General features: G+C 34.3%; 15 protein-coding genes and 2 riboswitches. Of the genes, 8 read left to right on the top strand and 7 right to left on the bottom strand.

The features are described from left to right. Positions 1-31: 31 nt before the first annotated feature. A complete protein-coding gene (locus COE53_RS08200) occupies positions 32-1,696 on the top strand; it encodes an acyl-CoA dehydrogenase family protein (protein WP_098947738.1) in 1,665 nt (554 codons plus the stop codon). A 167-nt stretch (positions 1,697-1,863) separates the two neighbouring features. Here the strand turns inward: COE53_RS08200 and COE53_RS08205 are convergent, their stop codons facing one another. Beyond that, positions 1,864-2,595 carry an IclR family transcriptional regulator gene (locus COE53_RS08205; protein ID WP_286162548.1) on the bottom strand — a complete coding sequence of 244 codons (732 nt, stop codon included), beginning with the start codon at positions 2,593-2,595 and terminating at the stop codon, positions 1,864-1,866. A gap of 455 nt (positions 2,596-3,050) precedes the next feature. On the opposite strand from COE53_RS08205, the gene COE53_RS08210 reads away from it, so the two are divergent. Together COE53_RS08210 and COE53_RS08215 are read left to right on the top strand one after the other, a co-directional pair. Further along, positions 3,051-4,265 (top strand): MFS transporter, encoded by a 1,215-nt coding sequence (locus COE53_RS08210; protein ID WP_098947742.1) that lies wholly within the window; start codon positions 3,051-3,053, stop codon positions 4,263-4,265. A gap of 169 nt (positions 4,266-4,434) precedes the next feature. Further along, a complete protein-coding gene (locus COE53_RS08215) occupies positions 4,435-5,646 on the top strand; it encodes an acyl-CoA dehydrogenase family protein (protein ID WP_069033249.1) in 1,212 nt (403 codons plus the stop codon). A gap of 131 nt (positions 5,647-5,777) precedes the next feature. Here COE53_RS08215 and COE53_RS08220 read toward each other — a convergent pair whose 3' ends face one another. Then, positions 5,778-6,335, bottom strand: a complete 558-nt coding sequence (locus COE53_RS08220) for a hypothetical protein (RefSeq protein WP_069033230.1) — start codon at positions 6,333-6,335, stop codon at positions 5,778-5,780. A gap of 118 nt (positions 6,336-6,453) precedes the next feature. Between COE53_RS08220 and COE53_RS08225 the strand changes: the two genes are divergently transcribed. From COE53_RS08225 to COE53_RS08240, 4 genes are all read left to right on the top strand, one after another. After that, the gene (locus tag COE53_RS08225; protein WP_025671826.1) at positions 6,454-6,753 is read left to right on the top strand and encodes a metal-sensing transcriptional repressor; all 300 of its coding nucleotides are present in this window, start codon (positions 6,454-6,456) and stop codon (positions 6,751-6,753) included. A 15-nt stretch (positions 6,754-6,768) separates the two neighbouring features. Beyond that, the gene (locus COE53_RS08230; RefSeq protein ID WP_069033231.1) at positions 6,769-9,162 is read left to right on the top strand and encodes a heavy metal translocating P-type ATPase; all 2,394 of its coding nucleotides are present in this window, start codon (positions 6,769-6,771) and stop codon (positions 9,160-9,162) included. Positions 9,163-9,175: 13 nt separating this feature from the next. Continuing rightward, on the top strand, positions 9,176-9,376 hold the full coding sequence (locus COE53_RS08235) for a cation transporter (RefSeq protein ID WP_069033232.1): 201 nt from the start codon (positions 9,176-9,178) through the stop codon (positions 9,374-9,376). Positions 9,377-9,456: 80 nt separating this feature from the next. Next, a complete protein-coding gene (locus tag COE53_RS08240; RefSeq protein WP_069033233.1) occupies positions 9,457-10,263 on the top strand; it encodes a hypothetical protein in 807 nt (268 codons plus the stop codon). A gap of 236 nt (positions 10,264-10,499) precedes the next feature. Here COE53_RS08240 and COE53_RS08245 read toward each other — a convergent pair whose 3' ends face one another. Genes COE53_RS08245 through COE53_RS08265 form a run of 5 tightly spaced genes read right to left on the bottom strand, consistent with a single transcriptional unit; the run spans position 10,500 to position 14,193 of the window. After that, entirely contained in the window at positions 10,500-11,507 is a 1,008-nt protein-coding gene (locus tag COE53_RS08245) for a ThiF family adenylyltransferase (protein WP_069033234.1), read from the bottom strand. Continuing rightward, positions 11,504-12,271, bottom strand: a complete 768-nt coding sequence (locus tag COE53_RS08250) for a thiazole synthase (RefSeq protein ID WP_069033235.1) — start codon at positions 12,269-12,271, stop codon at positions 11,504-11,506. Before COE53_RS08250 ends, COE53_RS08245 begins: the two co-directional genes overlap by 4 nt. Positions 12,272-12,273: 2 nt before the next feature. Continuing rightward, positions 12,274-12,477 carry a sulfur carrier protein ThiS gene (gene thiS / locus COE53_RS08255; protein WP_069033236.1) on the bottom strand — a complete coding sequence of 68 codons (204 nt, stop codon included), beginning with the start codon at positions 12,475-12,477 and terminating at the stop codon, positions 12,274-12,276. Between the two features lie 26 nt (positions 12,478-12,503). Then, a complete protein-coding gene (gene thiO / locus COE53_RS08260; RefSeq protein WP_069033237.1) occupies positions 12,504-13,595 on the bottom strand; it encodes a glycine oxidase ThiO in 1,092 nt (363 codons plus the stop codon). Beyond that, entirely contained in the window at positions 13,579-14,193 is a 615-nt protein-coding gene (locus COE53_RS08265; protein WP_069033238.1) for a thiamine phosphate synthase, read from the bottom strand. The genes thiO and COE53_RS08265 overlap by 17 nt, the downstream gene beginning before the upstream one ends. A gap of 87 nt (positions 14,194-14,280) precedes the next feature. Further along, a riboswitch (TPP riboswitch) is annotated at positions 14,281-14,390 on the bottom strand. Positions 14,391-14,625: 235 nt separating this feature from the next. Then, positions 14,626-14,741: riboswitch (TPP riboswitch) on the top strand. Between the two features lie 136 nt (positions 14,742-14,877). Here COE53_RS08265 and thiC point away from each other — a divergent pair. Further along, a complete protein-coding gene (gene thiC, locus COE53_RS08270) occupies positions 14,878-16,656 on the top strand; it encodes a phosphomethylpyrimidine synthase ThiC (RefSeq protein WP_091023866.1) in 1,779 nt (592 codons plus the stop codon). The last annotated feature ends 199 nt before the right edge of the window (positions 16,657-16,855 follow it).

A 16,855-nucleotide genomic window follows, 5' to 3' on the forward strand; every position in this document is an offset into this window, starting at 1 on the left:
AATACTTCCGAAAAAGGATGTGGAAGGCTAAATGAATTTTTATAAAGAAGATCTTAATCTACAGATGATTTTAAGAAAATATTTTAATGAAGATTTTTTTACATGGGCTAATAGAGAACTAGAAGAATACGGAGAAATTTGTGCGAATGAAATCGATCAACGTGCAATCCACACTGACAGAGAAGGCCAACCCCGTTTAATCAAATATGATGCAGATGGTAATGATATTTCACATGTTTGGGTAAATGAAGGTTACAAACAAACTGTAAAAGATACTTATAATAGAGGGATTGTTAGCTATATCCATAAGCTAATACCAGAGCTTGGTACTAAGGGGAATTATATTTATTCCTATGCCCAAGGTTATTTATTATCGCAGACTGAAGCTGGTTTTTATTGTCCTGTAACATTATCTATGGCTGCTACATTTTTAGTTGAGAGATATGCAGATGAAGCATTAAAAGCAAAATATCTGCCTCATTTATTATCGACTGGGGAAACAGAATTATATGAAGGAGCGACATTTTTAACCGAAAGACAGGGTGGCTCAGATGTTGGAGCCAATGTAGTGAAAGCAGTTAAGGAAGGAGATTACTATCGTATTTACGGAGAAAAATATTTTGCTAGCAATGCAGGTCAGTGTGGTATTACAACGATTTTAGCAAGAATTGAGGGAGCTCCTTCTGGAAGTAAGGGGTTAAGTTTATTTTTAATTCCTTGGAAGAATGATGATGGTACAAATAACGGATTCACAATTAGGCGATTAAAAGATAAGCTAGGTGTAAGAGCTGTTCCATCAGGAGAAGTTGAGTTTAATGGATCGAAAGCATTTCTAATCGGAGATCCTTCTAGAGGAATTAACTATATGATGGAAGCTTTGAATTTATCTAGAATATGTAATGCTGTAGCTTCTGTTGGAATTATGAGAAGAGCTTATGTAGAAGCGAAGAAATATGCAGAAAATAGAATGGCATTTGGACATTTACTAACAAATTATCCAATGGTCCAAGAGACAGTAGCAAAACTTGCATCGATTCAAGAAGTACAAACTAATGCAGTATTTAATTTAGTTGCTTTATATGATCGAGTAATCGGGAAAGAAAATGGAACAACTGAAGAACAAACATTAGTACGACTTTTAATTGCTATTTTAAAAATGCGTACAGCAGAAGAAGCAATTCATTTTTCTCACGAGGCGATTGAAATGCATGGCGGAAATGGATATATAGAAGATTTTGTTACACCTCGACTTTTAAGAGATGCTCAAGTACTTACAGTATGGGAAGGAACAGCTAATATTTTAGGTTTAGAGATTTTGAGACTGTTTAACAAAATGAATGGTTACAAAGCCTTTAAATTATTCATTGAAGAAAAATTATTAGATATACCTCAACCACTAGTAAATGAAGGTGAAATAATAAAGAAAAAGCTGGATGAATTACATGAAAATGTTCAGTATCTATTTACTTTAGATACTAATAAACAAACATATTATGCAAAGAAAATAGCAAATAAAATGGCAGATTTAGTAGAAGCGGTTACTGCTCTTGAAGATACAAAAGAGCATGTTCGAAAAGAGTATATTGCAAAAGTATTGATTTATGAACGATATTTTAATGATGAAATTAATAAGGAACGAATTCATTTAAAGTATTTTGATGAAATTGTTAATTATAAAGTTTCGGTTAATAAATAATCTTAATATAAAGAAAAGGAACCCCTTACTCTGCGAATAAGGGGTTCCTTTTAATTCAATTTTAGTAATAAAGTATAAATGCCACGATTTTGACTTCGCCTAAAAGGCCGTCAGTCGACAAGGTTTCTTTTTAATACACTATTTTGGTAGTTAGGTGAAAACTTATTTTAATATAACGATTTAGAAATAATTTCACTAGTTTTCAACAATAACGGTATATGTTGTTCCATTGATTTTTTATTCCAGCGAAAAAGAGGGCCTGAAATGGCTATGGCACCAATAACTTTACCTTTCGCACCGAATACAGGAGCAGATAATGCAGCTACATTCTCTGTAAGTTCTTCTTCATTAGTTGAGTAACCAGTTTTTATGATTGTTTCTAATTTCGCTTGAAGTATGTTTCTTTCTTCCTCGGATAGGAAACTTAATATTTGAGCTTTTATATCTTCACTTAGAAATGCTAAAATTACTCGTCCACTTGAACCTAGTTGAAGTGGTATTTTATTCCCAATTCCCGCTCTTCTGCTTATTTCCTGTTTACTTTCGTGTTCTACAACACATATCCGATCCATTCCCGTTAACATATATAAGCCTACAGTTTCCCCAGTTTCGTCCCGTAACTTCATTAAATGTGGATCAATTAAAGAAATAATAGGCACATCAGAAATTACTTTATTTGCATAATCAATAAATACCGTACCGAGTGAATATTTTTTAGAATTGATATCCTGATAAACCATTCCCTCCAACTTTAAAGTTGTAAGTAGTCTATGAGTGATTGGAGGTGAAATATTAAGGTTTTCGCTGATATCTTTTATTCCTTGTGGCCCGTATGTTTCATTTAAATAGTTAATAATTTTTATTGCGCGTTGAACTGTTGACGAAATCTTTGAATTCATAAATATGTTCCCCCAAGCCAATTCCATTCCGATTTAGTTAATAAATACATTATATCATACTAATATAATTGGCCATACAGAGGTAAGGCGATAGTAGAATTGATCGATTTTAATTACCAAAAATAAGAAGCAATTTCCAGTAAAAATCAATTGACCCTTAAGAAAATTATCTTTATATTCATAATAAAGGAATCTTAATTCCGATATTATGAATTAATTAGTAAAGTTAGTATAGTAGGAAATGAAATAACAGATATTGCTTAATATTGGAATAGGTTTCCTAGATACGGGAAAACTTCCTTTACAATATGGAAATCAACGTCCGACTTTAATACATTATCAGAATTTTAAAACGAGTTATCGAGTTATTTTTTTAGTGAAAAATTAATTCCATTCCCATGTGAAAGAAATCGAAAATAGAAGGTGTAAGAATAGGTAAAGAAGTGGTGTTAATGATGGAGAAGAATACATCTAAGCGAACATGGACTGTAGTCTTTGTTACTTGTTTTTTAAGTCTCTTGGTTGATGGTATGGACTTACAAATGCTTTCAATAACGATGCCAAGTTTGATGAAAGAGTTCAATGTTGGAGCAGTGGATGCGGGACTAATTGCTACATGGTCTTTAGTAGGTATGGCAATTGGTGGAATTACTGGGGGATGGCTATCTGATCGTTTAGGCCGAGTACGAATGGTAGCTTGGATGATGGTTCTATTCTCTGTCGGAACAGCGTTACTAGGGTTTGCTCAAACCTACGAACAATTTATTATTATTCGATTTATTTCTGCCATCGGAATAGGAGCAGAATATACAATATGTACGATGTTGATGGCAGAATACGTACCTACAAAAAAGAGAACGACAATTCTAGGATCCTTACAAGCGGCTTATTCAGTTGGATATTTAGTGTCAGCATTATTAGCAGGCTCAATTTTACCTCAATACGGATGGAGACCACTTTACTTTATTGCGATTATACCTGTCGTATTGGCCGTTTACATTGGATTTAGGATTCCAGAGCCTAAAGGATGGACAGATAAAATACAAAAATTTCAAGAATCAAAGAAAAATGAATTGCTGGCAATCTTTAAAGATTCAAAAACAAGATCAATTTTTATATTATGGGTTATTACTGCAACCTTCTTGCAATTTGCCTATTACGGAGTAGGTACTTGGCTTCCTACATATATAGTAACTGATTTAGGTTTTGATTTTAAAAAGATGACAGGATACATTGTTGGAACTTATTTAGCAGCAATTTTAGGAAAAATCATTACAGGTTGGCTGGCAGACCGTTTTGGACGCCGCACAATGTTTATCATTGGAGGAGTGTCTACAGCAATTGTTTTACCAGTCGTTTATCTTTATCATTCACCGACTAATATTATTGTTTTACTTACAATATTAGGGTTTTTCTATGGAATGCCTTATGCAGTTAATGCAACATATATGAGCGAAAGTTTCCCTACTTCTATTCGCGGTACAGCGGTTGGAGGTTCCTATAATATTGGTAGAGTTGGGTCAGCAATCGCACCTTATGTTATTGGCATCATTGCAGAATCTCAGTCAATCGGATTCGGCTTAGCTACATTAGGAATTGCTTATATCATATCTGCACTTATTCCAGCATTGTTCATCCGAGAAAAAATGTATGATCCATTTGAAAATTAAAAAAACATAAATCAAAAAGAGAGCGCAAACAGTGTGCGTATTATATAAAATTCAAAAGCTGAAAAGCATTTATTGAAATTGAAAACCTCATTCTATTGATCAATAAGAGTACCTTGTAAGACGGTATATAAAAAGTAAAAAACAATTTGTAAAGAAGGAATTTGAAATGATGAATTTTTCACTAACGGAAGAGCAAGAATCAGTAAGAAAAATGGTACGTAAATTTGTTGATCGCGAAATTATTCCTTCTATTCAAGAATGGGATGAAAAAGGGCATTTTGAAAGAGGAATCTTGAAACGATTATCTAATTTAGAGTTAATGGGAGTTGGTATTCCGGAGAAATATGGCGGTGTCGGAATGGATTACAATACACTAGCGATTGTTTGTGACGAGTTAGAACGAGGTGATACTGCATTCAGGACAGCCTTATCAGTTCATACTGGCTTGAACAGTATGACTATATTACAGTGGGGCAATGAATCTCAAAAAGAAAAGTATCTAGTACCACAAGCGCGTGGTCAAAAGATCGGTGCATTTGGTTTAACAGAACCAAATACTGGATCGGATGTTGCTGCATTACAAACAACAGCGAGACGAGAAGGAAATAAATATGTTTTAAATGGCTATAAGACATGGATTTCGCTTTGTGATGTAGCCGATCATTTCTTAATTTTTGCAAAAACGGATAATGATAAGAACCATCATGGCATTAGCTGTTTCATAGTTGAACGAACGTTCCCGGGATTAACGACAAAAGCAATCAAAGGAAATTTAGGTATTCGAGCAGGGAATACTGGAGAAGTGTTTCTAGAAGAAGTTCATGTACCGGCTGAAAATTTATTAGGCGAAGAGGGTGAAGGCTTAAAAATTGCAATGTCTGCTTTAGATCATGGCAGTTTTACTGTAGCAGCTGGTGCTTGTGGATTAATTAATGCTTGCTTAGAAGAAAGTATTAAATATTGTCATGAACTTAAAACATTTGGGAAAGAAATAGGAAAACCTCAATTAGTACAGCAAATGATTGCCAAGATGTCTGCAAATCTAGAAATCTCTCGTCAAATAGTCTATCGAGCAGGTTCGTTAAAAAATGAAGGGGAACAAAATACCCATGAAACATCGATTGCAAAATGGTTTGCATGTGATGCTGCGATTGAAGCAGCGAATGATGCGATTCAAATACACAGAGCATACGAATATTCGAATGAGTATTCGGTAGAAAGATTTCTAAGAAATGCAAAAGCACCTGATATATACGAGGCCACAAGAGAAATTCACACAATTACGGAAGCTGAATATACTTTAGGTTATCGTGAAGATAAACCAATTAGTAAAAAGCTTCCATCATGGCCATTTGTCGAGAGTTTAGAAACTAGTAAATAAATAATATTTTTTGTATCTTAAGATGTGAAAAAAGAACAGACTTGAAAAAGAAATCTTCATGTCTGTTCTTTTTTTTGCTTTCCTCTATGTTAATTATTTTCTACTTAATAATAGCACTAAAGTTGAATAAATCAGCTTTTTAAAAATTTATGTGGATTTTGATCATAGTTTGAAAAAACAGTAGTTTCAAAATGAGTGAAAGAATAAAAAACAGTTACGATGAGCAGCAGGCTAGAAATAATAATTACTGGAAAGAATGATGATAGTAGTTTTGGGAATCGCTGACTTAAAAACATAGTAGAACAAAATATGGCCGAACAAGTTAATAATAATAAACAAATTAATAATAAAGCATGTGCTTCTGATATTGAAATCATAACGACGATCATGCTCCCCATCATACCGGCCATCATGCCAGTAAAGATCCCCTCAAGTAATGCAAGGAAATGTAATCGAAAGCCGATACATAATCCGATGAATGCAGATAAGCCCATCGAAATGAGTAAAGAATTGAAAAATTGTTGGTGATTTGAAAGTGTAATGAGCACACCTATTGTTAAACCAGTAGTCATACTGATCATCATCATATACATCATTTGATGCATCTGGTCATTTTTTGTTGGTTTGAGGTGGATCGAAATGATTGTGATAAAGAGCATAATGCTAATACATACCCAACTGGTGAACATATATGATACCCCCTAACTTTTCGCTTTATATCATCATATGGACAACTAAAAATAAATAGAATAAAAAATTGACACCTATACCCCCTATGAGTATATAATAATGGAGAGGTGATAAAAAATGGAAAATTGCCATGATGACCAAATGGTTCCAAGAAGTGAAGACGAAATTAATGATTTAATGAAGCGTCTTCGTAGAATAGAGGGCCAAGTAAGAGGAATTCAAAAAATGGTCGAAGAGGACCGATATTGTATAGATATTTTGACCCAAATTATGGCAGTTGAAGCTGCTATGAAAAAGGTAAGTTTTTCATTAATTGAAAGACATGCGAATCATTGCATGGTTAAGGCAGTTAAAGAAAATAATGGCGAAGAATCCGTAAACGAATTAATGGAGGTTATTAAGCGTTACGTAAAGTAAAGGGGGTTGATTAGAATGAATAATGCAAAGCAGTTAACCCTTGGTATAGAGGGTATGACCTGCGCCGCATGTGCAACCCGAATCGAAAAAAGCTTAAATCGAATGGATGGCTTGAATGCGAATGTGAATCTGGCATTAGAAAAAGCTACTATTGTCTATGATAACGGACAATATCAAACTTCTGATTTAATAGAAAAAATCCATTCGATTGGCTACGAGGTTGCAGTTGAAAAAATTACGTTAAATATTGAAGGAATGACATGTGCTGCTTGTTCAGCTCGAATTGAAAAAGTAATAGGGAAAATGGATGGAGTTGTTCAAATCAATGTTAATCTAGCTATGAATATAGCAACGATTTCATATTTACCTGAAGTACGTTCACTTCAATCGATAATCGATAAAATTAGTCATATCGGTTATGCAGCAGCTATAAAAGAAGAAAATGCAGTGAAAGAAAAAGATACAACAAAAAACAAACAGATTCAATTGATGATTTCAATCTTACTTTCACTTCCACTATTGTATTCGATGGTATCTCATCTTCCATTTAGTTCAAATATTTGGATGCCTCATTTATTAATGAATCCATGGTTTCAATTATTGTTTGCAACTCCTGTTCAGTTTATTATAGGTTGGCATTTTTATGTAGGAGCTTTTAAAGCAATACGAAATTATAGTGCAAATATGGATGTGCTCGTCGTACTCGGAACTTCGGCAGCTTATTTTTATAGCTTAGCTGAGTCGATTAAGACAATAAATAATAGCTCGTATATGCCACATCTTTATTTTGAGACAAGTGCAGTATTAATAACATTAGTCTTACTTGGAAAATATTTTGAGCATATCGCGAAAGGGAAAACGACTGAAGCAATTTCAAAACTAATGGAATTACAAGCTAAGGAAGCAATTGTTTTAGAAAATGGAAATGAAGTTTATGTACCATTGGAAGCTGTAAAAGTTGGAGATCTACTACTTGTTAAACCAGGTGAGAAAATTCCAGTGGATGGTGTTATTGTTTCGGGAGTATCTACAGTTGATGAATCAATGATTACAGGTGAGTCTTTACCAGTTGATAAAAAGACTGATGATAAAGTTGTTGGAGCAACAGTTAATGGAAATGGTATTTTAACAATACGAGCTGAAAAGGTTGGTAAGGATACCGCATTAGCAAATATTGTGAAAATAGTTGAAGAGGCACAAGGTTCAAAAGCTCCAATTCAAAGATTAGCTGATCGAATTTCGAATATATTTGTTCCAATTGTAATTGGCATAGCCATATTGACCTTTATCATTTGGTTTTTTGTAGTCGATCCACAAAATTTACCTAAGTCAATTGAAGTAGCAATAGCTGTTTTAGTCATAGCATGTCCTTGTGCTTTAGGGCTTGCTACACCAACTTCGATTATGGTTGGAAGTGGAAAAGGTGCGGAAAATGGGATTTTATATAAAGGCGGAGAATTTTTAGAAACTACACAAAAAATTAATACAATCATTCTTGATAAAACAGGAACTGTTACAAAAGGAAAGCCTGAAGTAACAGATATCATTAATTTAAATCATCGGGATGATTTATTGAAGCTTGTTGCAAGTGTAGAGAAAATGTCAGAGCATCCTTTAGCACAAGCAATTGTTCAATACGCTCTTCAACAGGAATTGCAACTAACGGATCTTACAGAGTTTATTGCTATACCTGGACATGGTGTAGAAGCCTTGATTGAAAATAAAAAGGTATATATCGGTACTCGAAGGTTAATGAATGAAAAGAATATCGATTTTTCTCCAATTGAAGAACAATTAATCGTATTTGAATCTGCCGGGAAAACAGGAATGTTAGTAGCAATTGACGACAAGCTAGAAGGAATTATTGCTGTAGCCGATACAATTAAAGAATCTTCAAGAAATGCGATTAAAGCATTAAAGGATCTAAAAATACAAGTTTTTATGGTAACCGGTGATAATAAACACACAGCAAAAGCGATTGCAGATCAAGTTGGGATTGAAAATGTATTTGCTGAAGTTCTACCAGAGAAAAAAGCAGATATAGTAGCTGAACTACAAAAACAAGGGAAAATTGTTGCGATGGTTGGAGATGGGATTAATGATGCACCAGCTCTTGCGAAAGCTGATATTGGGATGGCAATTGGTACTGGTGCAGATGTAGCGATTGAAACAGCGGATGTTACGCTAGTAGGTGGCGACTTATCACATATTCCGAAAGCTATTAGCTTAAGTAAGAAAACAATGAATAATATTCGCCAAAATTTATTTTGGGCGCTATTTTATAACAGTTTAGGTATACCGATTGCAGCTTTAGGGCTGTTGCAGCCTTGGATTGCAGGTGCTGCCATGGCATTTAGCTCTGTATCGGTTGTCATAAATGCATTACGATTAAAACGCATAAAAATTTAGGAGGATTTAGAAAATGGAAACAATTTTAAAAGTAGAAGGTATGACATGTGGACACTGCAAAGCTGCAGTTATGAAAGCTGTAGAAGGAGTGTCTGGTACAAATAATATAATCGTAAGTTTGGAAAATAAAGAAGTAACTTTCAATACTTCAAACGCTGAAACAGTTGAGAAAGTGAAAGAGGCTATTGAAGATCAAGGTTACGATATCGTTTAAAAGTGATATCGAACAAATAAAAGGCGAACTATAGGTTCGCTTTTTATTTGGGAAAAATACTATATCGGGGAGAGAATTAGATGAAATACTTATTGTTGATACTTAGTTTTTTTACTGTTATAGGTTTAAGTGGTTGTGAAAGTAAGACACACGTAGGATCAACCCATCAAAATATGAATCATGAAACAAAAGAAAAAAAAGATACTACTCAAGTGAGCTTTTCATTTAATGGTACTCCAGAGAGTAATAATAAAGTAGATTTAAACATACAGGTTAATAGTTTAAAAGGTAAACCAGTTGATCAGTTTGAACTTGAACATGAAAAATTAATGCACCTGATCATTGTAAGTAAGGATTTATCTTTTTTTGACCATTTGCATCCACAATATAAAGGTAAAGGATTATTTACAGTAATACCGAACTTTCCAAATGGGGGTGAGTATAAGTTATTTACTGATTTTATCCCTAAGGGCTCAGATAAAAATGTAAAATCCAAATTAGTAAAGGTAACGGGGCAACCAGCAGGACCAGTATCACTAATACCAGATAAAGTATTAACAAAAGTAATCGATGGAAAAGAAATTACATTAAAATTTGATAAATTAGCGACAGATCAAGAAGTTAAAATGACATATACGATCAAAGATGCTAAAACAAAAAAAGAGATTAATGATTTACAGCCTTATTTAGGTGCAGTTGGTCATGTAGTTGCGATTAGTGGCGACACTAATACATATTTACATGTGCACCCTATGAATGAAAAATCAAGCGGACCTGTTGCGGAATTCATGACGAGTTTTCCAAAAAAGGGATTATATAAAATATGGGGACAGTTTAAGCAAAATGGAAATGTGTTTATCGTACCATTTATAGTAGACGTACCATAAATTAAACAGAAAAAAGCAGGAAACTTTTAAAGTCTTCCTGCTTTTTTATTTAATCGCTTTATAAAATATTCGGCTTAATATCTGCTGGTCGACTATTGGTTTTATTTAAACCATCAGTCTTGCTAGCATCGTTAAGTGATAAGTATTTAGTTTGAGTCTAATTAATTTATAGAGATTTTATATAATTAGCCCTTTCAAAAACTAGTAAATTAGTAGTCTTTGAAAGGGTTTCTTTTTCAACCTAAAACTTTCCGATAGAGTTCCTTAGCAACAGATGGTTCCTTTGTACCGTGAATAATCGCTCGACCGTCTTTAAATAAAACAATGCGATGTTCTTCATAAGTACATGACAATAAATAAGGATTTACAATCAAATCATTTACTATCCCTTGTAATCTATCAGAAAGGTTAGTTAGTGTTGGGATTTTAGGAGATGATACTCTTAATTGAACTGCATCTCTTCCACATAAGACATATGACTTCATATGGTCATCATCTTTTAAAAATGGATAACTTCTTATAGGACCACATGTTTGACAGTTTTTATTTTTTAATTTTTCGATGTTTATATCAGACTTTTCATGCTTCCAAACATCAATCGATTGTAAGATTGGTAAGACTTCATAGTTAGTAAGATATTGCATGGCATAGGTTACTTGGTAGGCAGCAATCATTTGCACAATTGGACTAATTACGCCTACTGTATCGCAAGTCATATTTAAAGTTGGTATATGATTTAATAAACAGTTAAGGCATGGAGTTTTTCCTGGAATAATTGGAAACGACAGGCCATAGCTTCCAACACACGCACCAAAAATAAAAGGAATGCCATGCTTAATTGCTGCGTCATTCACTACCATTCTAGTTTCAAAATTATCTGTTGCATCTAGTATGATTGTTTGACCTTTAATCAGCTCTTCAATATTAAGACTAGTAATATCTTTTATTAAACTAGTTATCGCTACTTCACTATTAATTTGTTGAAGTCGATTTTTAGCTGCAATTACTTTAGGTAGTTTATTTTTAGCATCTTCTTCCGTATAAAGAGATTGCCTTTGTAAATTAGTCCATTCAACGTAATCACGGTCAACAATTGTTATCTTTCCAATTCCGGCTCTTACAAGCATTTCTGCTATTGATGAGCCTAGTGCACCAACACCAATTATAATAGCACTGGCTTTTTGTAAGTGTGATTGACGATCTCTTCCTAAAAATAATTCTTGCTTTGCATAACGGTTTGTCAAGAATTCACCAACCCTGTGATTGGGCTACTAGCTTCACCATATTTTTTTTCTTCAATTCTTCCTGCCTCATAACCAAGCCTTCCCGCTTCAATAGCAAGTTTCATCGCAACTGCCATTTTTACAGGATCTTTTGCGTTAGAAACCGCAGTATTTAAAAGGACTCCATCAGCACCTAGTTCCATTGCAAAAGCTGCATCTTTTGGAGATCCGATTCCGGCATCTACTATAACAGGTACATTGGATTGCTCGATGATAAATTTAAGATTTAATGGATTAATAATTCCTTTTCCGGAACCGATTGGAGATGCACCTGGCATAATCGCATGGACACCAAGTTCTTCTAGTCTTCTTGCAAGCACAACATCATCGGAAGTATAAGGTAATACAATAAATCCTTCGTTTAATAACATTTCTGATGCCTTCAATGTTTCGATTGGATCAGGTAATAATGATTTATCACACCCAATTACTTCTACCTTGATCATATCGCATAAGCCTGACGCTTTTGCCAATCTTGCAATTCTAACTGCCTCTTCAGCAGTTTTTGCACCAGCTGTATTTGGCAATAATTTATATTTCGTTAGATCTAATTGTTCAAGAAAATTTGGTTGAGATTCCTCAAAAATATTCATTCTTCTAACAGCAAAAGTTAGTATCTCGGCTTTCGATACTTCAACAGCTTCTTTCTGGACTTCAAATGAAGGGTATTTTCCTGTTCCTAATAATAATCTTGAATGAAACGTATGATTTCCTACTTTTAACATGATTAGCCACCACCTACAAAATGTATTAATTCTACAGAATCTCCGTTAGAGAGATGAGTTAATGAATACTGTTCCTTATAAATAATTTCTTTATTAACCTCGACAATAACAATTCGGTTTTCTAATTGATATTCATTAAGCAGATCCTGAATTGTATAGGTATTGCTCGAAATATCGATATTCTTTCCATTTAATCTTATTTCCAAATGCATACACCTCCAAAGAGTTAAAATTAACGATTGATTTTAAATGCTTCGATCCAATTACGATTGACTTTCCGCTTAAGAATCAAATCTCGAATTAACTTTCCAGTTGCAGGTGCAAGCAATATTCCATTTCGAAAATGGCCAGTAGCAAATAAGATTTGATCTTCTTCTGGATGAGTTCCAATAAAGGGATTATAATCGAGAGTTCGCGGACGTAATCCTGCCCAAAATGAATCAATTTTCATGTCTTGAATTTCAGGAAGCATTTTTTTAGCGCTTTGTATTAATGACTCAATCCCCCCTAAGCTAGGTTTCTCATTCCATTCGTTGTCGACCATCGTAGCTCCGATGACAAGGCGACCGTCATTCCTTGGAACAATATATTTTTGTTCATGGAAAAGAGTATGTTTTAATGCAACCTTTTCACTTCTAACCGAGATGCATTCACCTTTAACGGGAATAATTTCGTGATGTAATCCAAGCTGTCCAAACAATGGATTACTCCAAACTCCACTTGCAACTACAATGGTTTTTGCTTCAAGATTGCCATTTGTTGTTTTAATTAAATAATGTGAATCATTTTTTTGAATCTGAAATACATGTGTATATTCAAAAATAGATGCACCTAAAATTTGAGCACCTTTGCAAAATGCGTTACAGACAGAAACAGGCAATACATTCACATCGTCTTCAATATACGCTGCTCCAATTATGTTTGGATGAATGCCAGGTATTTGTTCTTTTAACTCTTCCTCGTTATACCAACGTGCCGAAGTTTGAGTGAGTAGGGGAGTTAATTGTTTTTTTTCTAAATCTGTATAAGCTAGTTTGAAAATACCACCTTTTTTAAGTTCAATATCAATTCCACATAATTCCTTTAATTCTTCTTGAAGGTGAAAATAAGTTAATTGACTGTTTCTAGCAAAAGTAAAAAATGACTCAGAGTGATCCCACTCGGAATGGGCACCAAGCATTCCAGCAGCTGCCTTAGTTGTTTTCTGCCCAACTTGCTGTCCTTCAAGAACTGCGACATTAATGTTTTCTTTGGCTAGATAATAAGCAATGGAACAACCTATTATTCCACCACCAATTACGACAACATCAAATTTCTTGTTCATAAGTAAATTTACACCTTTCAAAATATTGCAAAGCAGCTTCTAGGGGATTTCGGGCAGAAAATATACCAGACATTACAGCAATACCGTCAATGTCGTTCCTTTTTAGAACTTGTATATGTTCAGGTAATATTCCTCCGACCGCATAGATTGGTATAGTTAACGTTTTTTTCATTTCTGGAATTAGTTCAATTCCATTAGGGGTTAATCCATTTTTACACTCTGTTTCAAAACAATGACCGTACATAATATAGTCAGCTTGATCATTTTCTGCCTGTATTGCTTCAGTAAGTGTGTGAACTGATTTTCCTACTCGTAAATTAGGAAAATATTCTTTTACATCAACAAGTGGAAGACCATGTCCTGGCAAGTGAATATTTGTTAGGTTAGAGAAAATAGCTATATCTAATCGATCATTTAAAACAATTTTTTTCATATCTACTTTGTTCATTTTTAGTAGATTTAAGAGTGATATTAGCTCGATTGCCTTTTTCGATTTTTCGCGAATATGTACATAATCAACTGCATCGATTATTTGAATTATTTTTGTAGCAAGTACTTCCACTGTGTGCTGATCATCTGTAATTGCAATAAGTTCCATGTCCCAGCCACTTTCATTATCAAAATTTTTTCAACAAAAAAACCACTTCCCTAAAAAAAGAAAGTGGTTACATTGCACGCGAAAAAAGTATAAAATGCGCCACTTTCCTACGCAGGTACTAGCCTGTTCAGGTTTTGAGGGTTTAAAAGTAACTACTTTATTCTCAGCCCTTATCAAGGGATCCCCTAGTGATGAATATGTATGAAAATTAATCTTAGCATAGCATATAAAAAATAATATTCAATACTAAATTTATTTTTACTAGTCCAATTTATTACCAGAAATTGGGCTTGAAGTATAGTGAAATCAAGTGTTTTTAGTGGAATATAAAAACTAATAATTTTTTTAATTTGGAATTTCTGTAAAAATTTAGGGAAATAAAAACATTTACATTTTAAATTTGTGGGTTTATATTTAGGTGGAACAATTTAATCGATTGACTAGGGGTGTCCAATTAGTTGGGCTGAGAGAGAAACGCGATTTTAGTTTCTTAACCCTCAGGACCTGATCTGGTTCATACCAGCGTGGGGAAGTTAGAAATTTCTCATTAATGATTACATAATTGTTAATGTAGTTTTACTAACATTTTGCCGGGTCTTAAATATAAGATTCCGGCTTTTTTCATGCTTTAAATGGATTGGATTTCGTCCTTTTTAAACTAATTAAAAAGGGGAATGAAATCAAATGAACAATTCTGTAAATGAAATGAATTTTTCCATCATGTCTAGTTTTTCAGGGAGTAAGAAGGTGTATGTTGAAGGATCTAGACCTGACATTAAGGTGCCAATGCGTGAGATTCAATTAAGTCCTACAACTGGCACTTTTGGCGAAGAAGAAAATGCTCCAGTTAGAGTATACGACACTAGCGGACCTTACACAGATTCAGCTAGCTCAGTTGATATTCGAATGGGACTTAAGGCGATTAGACAAAACTGGGTAATCGAACGAAATGATGTTGAAGAGTATGAAGGGCGTGAAATTAAGCCTGAAGATAATGGATATAGAAAAGAGTCAGATCAACATAATGTTGAGGTATTTAAAGGGTTAAAAAGAAAACCATTACGTGCAAAAGATAATGGAAATATTACTCAAATGCATTATGCTCGTAAAGGGATTATTACACCTGAAATGGAATTTATTGCGATTCGAGAGAATGTTTCAGCTGAATTTGTTCGCGATGAAGTTGCAAAAGGAAGGGCTGTCATTCCATCGAATATTAATCACCCTGAAAGTGAACCAATGATCATCGGTCGTAATTTTCATGTAAAAATAAACGCCAATATAGGTAATTCAGCGGTTACGTCTTCAATCGAAGAAGAAGTAGAAAAAATGACATGGGCTACTCGCTGGGGTGCGGATACGATGATGGATCTTTCAACTGGTAAGAATATTCATACAACACGTGAATGGATTATCCGAAATTCTCCAGTACCAGTAGGGACAGTTCCGATTTATCAGGCGCTTGAAAAGGTTAATGGAATTGCGGAAGACTTAAGCTGGGAAGTGTTTCGAGATACTCTAATTGAGCAAGCGGAACAAGGGGTAGACTATTTTACAATTCACGCTGGTGTATTATTACGTTATATCCCATTAACGGCAAAACGAGTGACAGGAATTGTATCTCGTGGTGGCTCTATTTTGGCTCAGTGGTGTTTAGCTCATCATAAAGAGAATTTTTTATATACTCATTTTGAAGAAATTTGTGAAATTATGAAGCGTTATGACGTAACATTCTCTTTAGGAGATGGACTGAGACCAGGTTCAATCGCCGATGCAAATGACGAAGCACAGTTTGCTGAGTTAGAAACTCTAGGTGAGTTAACGAAAATTGCATGGAAACACGATGTTCAAGTTATGATTGAAGGACCGGGACATGTACCAATGCACTTAATTAAAGAGAATATGGATAAACAATTAGAAATTTGTCAGGAAGCGCCATTTTATACATTAGGACCGTTAACGACTGATATTGCGCCTGGATACGATCACATTACATCAGCGATCGGTGCAGCAATGATTGGTTGGTTTGGTACTGCAATGCTTTGTTATGTAACTCCGAAAGAGCATTTAGGTCTTCCGAATAAAGAAGATGTAAGAGTAGGTGTTATTACATACAAAATAGCAGCGCATGCAGCTGACTTAGCAAAAGGCCACCCTGGTGCACAAAAAAGAGATGATGCACTTTCAAAAGCAAGATTTGAATTTAGATGGCGTGATCAGTTTAATCTTTCACTTGATCCGGAAAGAGCAATTGAATATCACGACGAAACATTACCTGCTGAAGGAGCTAAAACAGCGCATTTTTGTTCAATGTGTGGTCCAAAATTCTGTAGTATGAGAATCTCTCAAGATATTCGAGATATAGTAAAACAAGAAGAACTTCAGAATGATTCAATCATTGAAGAAGGAATGCAAGAAAAAGCACTTGAATTTAGAAAACAAGGCGGAGAAATCTATCAATAAGGGTGTGAGCCTTATATGAATAGGGTAGAAGAAATCATAAAAGAAATAAAGAATTTGGAAAGAAATATGAATCAGTTGAAAATTGAACTGAGCACAATTCAAAAAAACTGTGTACACGATTTCCAGAAGAAAGATACGATACAAGAATGCCTTAAATGCAATTTAATTGAAAGTTTAAGCTGGTAATAGGAATTAACAA

This window comes from Bacillus sp. AFS029533 (assembly GCF_002585125.1).
Taxonomy (GTDB): domain Bacteria; phylum Bacillota; class Bacilli; order Bacillales; family Bacillaceae_G; genus Gottfriedia; species Gottfriedia luciferensis_B.

Coding starts and splice junctions, on each gene's coding strand:
- COE53_RS08200 (WP_098947738.1), top strand. CDS start 32: ATGAATTTTTATAAAGAAGATCTTAATCTACAGATGATTTTAAGAAAA.
- COE53_RS08205 (WP_286162548.1), bottom strand. CDS start 2,595: ATGAATTCAAAGATTTCGTCAACAGTTCAACGCGCAATAAAAATTATT.
- COE53_RS08210 (WP_098947742.1), top strand. CDS start 3,051: ATGGAGAAGAATACATCTAAGCGAACATGGACTGTAGTCTTTGTTACT.
- COE53_RS08215 (WP_069033249.1), top strand. CDS start 4,435: ATGAATTTTTCACTAACGGAAGAGCAAGAATCAGTAAGAAAAATGGTA.
- COE53_RS08220 (WP_069033230.1), bottom strand. CDS start 6,335: ATGTTCACCAGTTGGGTATGTATTAGCATTATGCTCTTTATCACAATC.
- COE53_RS08225 (WP_025671826.1), top strand. CDS start 6,454: ATGGAAAATTGCCATGATGACCAAATGGTTCCAAGAAGTGAAGACGAA.
- COE53_RS08230 (WP_069033231.1), top strand. CDS start 6,769: ATGAATAATGCAAAGCAGTTAACCCTTGGTATAGAGGGTATGACCTGC.
- COE53_RS08235 (WP_069033232.1), top strand. CDS start 9,176: ATGGAAACAATTTTAAAAGTAGAAGGTATGACATGTGGACACTGCAAA.
- COE53_RS08240 (WP_069033233.1), top strand. CDS start 9,457: ATGAAATACTTATTGTTGATACTTAGTTTTTTTACTGTTATAGGTTTA.
- COE53_RS08250 (WP_069033235.1), bottom strand. CDS start 12,271: ATGTTAAAAGTAGGAAATCATACGTTTCATTCAAGATTATTATTAGGA.
- thiO (WP_069033237.1), bottom strand. CDS start 13,595: ATGAACAAGAAATTTGATGTTGTCGTAATTGGTGGTGGAATAATAGGT.
- COE53_RS08265 (WP_069033238.1), bottom strand. CDS start 14,193: ATGGAACTTATTGCAATTACAGATGATCAGCACACAGTGGAAGTACTT.
- thiC (WP_091023866.1), top strand. CDS start 14,878: ATGAACAATTCTGTAAATGAAATGAATTTTTCCATCATGTCTAGTTTT.